This is a genomic window from Streptomyces fuscigenes, assembly GCF_021556455.1.
Lineage (GTDB): Bacteria > Actinomycetota > Actinomycetes > Streptomycetales > Streptomycetaceae > Streptomyces > Streptomyces fuscigenes.
Map to the genome: position 1 here is coordinate 1 of NZ_JAKGCV010000536.1, position 3,321 is coordinate 3,321.

Below are 3,321 nucleotides of genomic sequence, written 5' to 3' on the forward strand. Positions count from 1 at the left end.
CGCCCGGCCGGCCCGTCGTCGCCGGCGGGCGCAGCGCCGGCGCGCGCGTCGCCTGCCGCACCGGCGCCGAGCTGGGGGCCCACGCGGTGCTCGCCCTCAGCTTCCCGCTGCACCCGCCGGGCCGGCCGGAGAAGTCACGGGACGGGGAACTGCTGGAGGACGGCCTGCCCACTCTGGTGGTCCAGGGCGGCAGGGACCCGTTCGGCAGGCCCGAGGAGTTCCCGGAGGGCGACTTCGACCTGGTGGAGATCGCGCACGCCGACCACGGCTTCGCGGTGCCGAAGAAGGCTCCCCTCACCCAGGACGACGCGATGCGCACGCTCACGGAGGGTGTCGCCACGTGGCTCGGACGGCTCGGGAATGTCCGCTGAGTCACTGCTGTTGACCCAGTCACCGGCGACGCCAGCCGGTGAACCGAGCAGGAAGAGGGAGTCCCGCCGCATGGGTTCCATCATGTGCCCGAGCCGCTCCGAGGCCGCCCGCCCCGGCGGGAGCGGTATGGAGTGGGCCGTGCTTTCAGCGGGCGCGAGCAGCTCCGCACTGGGTGCCGCCGCGCCGGACCACCAGACCTCGAAGCCCGACGGTCGACTATTCTCCGAGGCGGGTGGGGTCGGGTTCGGCCCCGCGACCGCATTGGAGGAGGTGGGTCCGGTCACTGGGACTGAATCAGGGACGGCAGGGACGGACGACGGGCACATCGAAGAGACGGCTGCCGAGCGCAGCGCCCGCTTCGAGCGTGACGCCCTGGGCTACCTCGACCAGATGTACTCGGCCGCCCTGCGCATGACGCGCAACCCGGCGGACGCCGAGGATCTCGTGCAGGAGACCTACGCGAAGGCGTACGGATCGTTCCACCAGTTCCGCGAGGGGACCAACCTCAAGGCGTGGATGTACCGCATCCTCACGAACACGTTCATCAACTCCTACCGCAAGAAGCAGCGGGAGCCCCAGCGCAGTGCCGCCGAGGAGATCGAGGACTGGCAGCTGGCGCGAGCCGAATCGCACTCGTCCACGGGACTTCGCTCCGCGGAGGCCGAGGCGCTCGACCGGCTGCCGGACTCCGACGTGAAGACGGCCCTGCAGGCGATCCCGGAGGAGTTCCGCATCGCGGTGTATCTCGCCGATGTCGAGGGGTTTGCCTACAAGGAGATCGCGGACATCATGGGAACACCCATCGGCACGGTGATGTCCAGACTCCACCGTGGGCGCCGCCAGCTCCGCGGAATGCTGGAGGACTACGCCCGCGACCGCGGGCTCGTCCCGGCTGGTGCCGCCGGTAAGTCGTCCGACAACGGGAAAGGCGCGGGCTCATAAGCTGCGGAGAGCCGCATGAGACGGATTGCGCCGAGGTACTCGACCACTTGTACGAGTTCCTCGACCACGAGATGCCCGACAGCGAGGGGCACAAGCTGAAGGTGCACTTCGAGGAGTGCTCCCCCTGTCTGGAGAAGTACGGCCTGGAGCAGGCCGTCAAGAAGCTCGTGAAGCGCTGCTGCGGCCACGACGACGTCCCGACGGACCTGCGGGAGAAGGTCATGGGCCGGATCGAGCTGATCCGGGCCGGCCAGAGCACGCCGGAGGCCGAGCTGGCCCCGGACGCGAGCCAGCACCGCGCCTCGGCGGAGTAGCAGCCCCGCCCGCCCCGGCCCCGGACGCGCCCGGGGCGGCGCCCGTGCCGCCCGGTCGTGGCGGCCGTCCGGTGCCGCTGTGGCGCCTGTGACGCGGAAGCCCCGCAGCGGCTCCGCTCGAACGGGTGCACGTACGCGAAGCACCCAGTTGTCACCCGAACGTGCTAATCGCATGCGTCGGCCCGCGGGGCCCCCTCCACCTCACTAGCCTGGCCCGTTGTCCGGTCCCGAGCGCCGTCCGCGCCGTGTCGCGTCCGGACGGCGGGCGGGGACGAGAGGGGGGCGGGGGCGCCGTGAAGGGCATGGCTGGCACGGCGCGCACGTACGTGCTGCTCACGGCGGCCGCCGCGGCCGCGTGCGTGGCGAGCGGTGTCCTTGACGGGGACACCCCCTGGCGAGTGGCTCTGCCGCTCGCCTTTCTCTATGCCCTCTGCGAGGCGCCGCTGCCCGCGTGGGTCCGGCTGCGGCTGCGGTCCCTGGGCGGCGCGACGGACGCCACCGCCCCCGCCCCCGCCGGATCGTTCTTCCCCGTGCTGCTCGCCGCCGCGTTCCTGCTGCCGCCCGCGACGGCGGCGCTGGTCGCCGTGCCGGGCGCCCTGCTGGGGCGCGTAGAGCGGCCCCCGTACGCCGCCCGGCGCGTGTGGCGGGCCTCCCAGCTGGCGCTGGCGACCTGGGCGGCGGCCCGGGCGCAGACGGCGCTCGGCGGCCCCGTCGCCCTCGGCGGCGGGGGCTACGGGCTGACCACCCCCGACTTCCCCTACGTGCTGCTGCCCGCGGGCGCCGCCGCGCTGGTCTTCTGCCTCGTCCTGACGGCACTCGACGGCGGCATCCTCGCCGCGGCCGAACGGGTCCCGGTGCGGGCCGCGTGGCGCGGCCTGCTGCCGCGCTCGCTGGCCGCGCACGGGGCCCACGTCCTGGCCGGCCTCATGATGGCGGTCCTGTGGCGCAGCCCCTACGGGCCCTTGTCCGCGCTCTTCGTGCTGCTGCCCATGTCCGTCTCGTGCTGGGTCTTCGCCCAGTACCACCGCGAGCGCGCCGCGCACCAGGCCACCATCCGGGCGTTCGTCCAGGCCGTCGACATCAAGGACAGGTACACGCGCGGGCACAGTGAGCGGGTCGGGCGGGCGTCCGCCATGATCGCCGCCGAGCTGGGCATGGACCGGGACCGGCTGGAGGTCCTGCGCTTCGCCGGGATCCTGCACGACGTGGGGAAGCTGGGCGTGCCGACCCGGGTCCTGCGCAAGGATGGTCCGCTGACCCCGCAGGAGCGGCGCGTGATCGAGCTGCACCCCGAGTACGGGCACGAGATCGTGCGCGGCATCGCCTTCCTGGGGCAGGCGCGGTCCGCGATCCTCCACCACCACGAGCGGATGGACGGCAGCGGCTACCCGCACGGCCTGCGCGGCGAGGAGATCCCGGAGTTCGCGCGGGTGGTGGCCGTCGCCGACGCGTTCGACGCGATGACGTCCACCCGCTCGTACAGCAGGGCCCGGCCGGTCGGCACGGCGGTCGCGGAACTGCGGCGCTGCGCCGGCACGCAGTTCGACCCGGCCATGGTCGGGGCGCTCGTGCGGGCCCTGGCGCGCCACGGCTGGGAGACGACGGTGACCGCCGACGAGGGCGCAGCCCGAGCGGCCTCCGGTGCCCGCCCCGCGCCTCCGGCCCCCCGCGGCGGCCCCCCGGGGCAGGGGGT

General features: G+C 73.8%; 4 protein-coding genes. All 4 read left to right on the forward strand.

Annotation, left to right across the window (positions count from 1 at the left end):
- Positions 1 to 371, forward strand: a 371-nt coding sequence (locus L1885_RS25865) for an alpha/beta hydrolase family protein (RefSeq protein ID WP_372482028.1), incomplete at its 5' end; no start/stop codon positions are given.
- 271 nt (positions 372 to 642) lie between these two features.
- The gene (locus tag L1885_RS25870) at positions 643 to 1,314 is read left to right on the forward strand and encodes a sigma-70 family RNA polymerase sigma factor (protein ID WP_235799585.1); all 672 of its coding nucleotides are present in this window, start codon (positions 643 to 645) and stop codon (positions 1,312 to 1,314) included.
- Positions 1,311 to 1,628 carry a mycothiol system anti-sigma-R factor gene (gene rsrA / locus L1885_RS25875; RefSeq protein WP_235799586.1) on the forward strand — a complete coding sequence of 106 codons (318 nt, stop codon included), beginning with the start codon at positions 1,311 to 1,313 and terminating at the stop codon, positions 1,626 to 1,628. Before L1885_RS25870 ends, rsrA begins: the two co-directional genes overlap by 4 nt.
- 293 nt (positions 1,629 to 1,921) lie before the next feature.
- Positions 1,922 to 3,321 (forward strand): HD-GYP domain-containing protein (locus tag L1885_RS25880; RefSeq protein WP_372482029.1); only part of this gene is annotated, 1,400 nt, incomplete at its 3' end.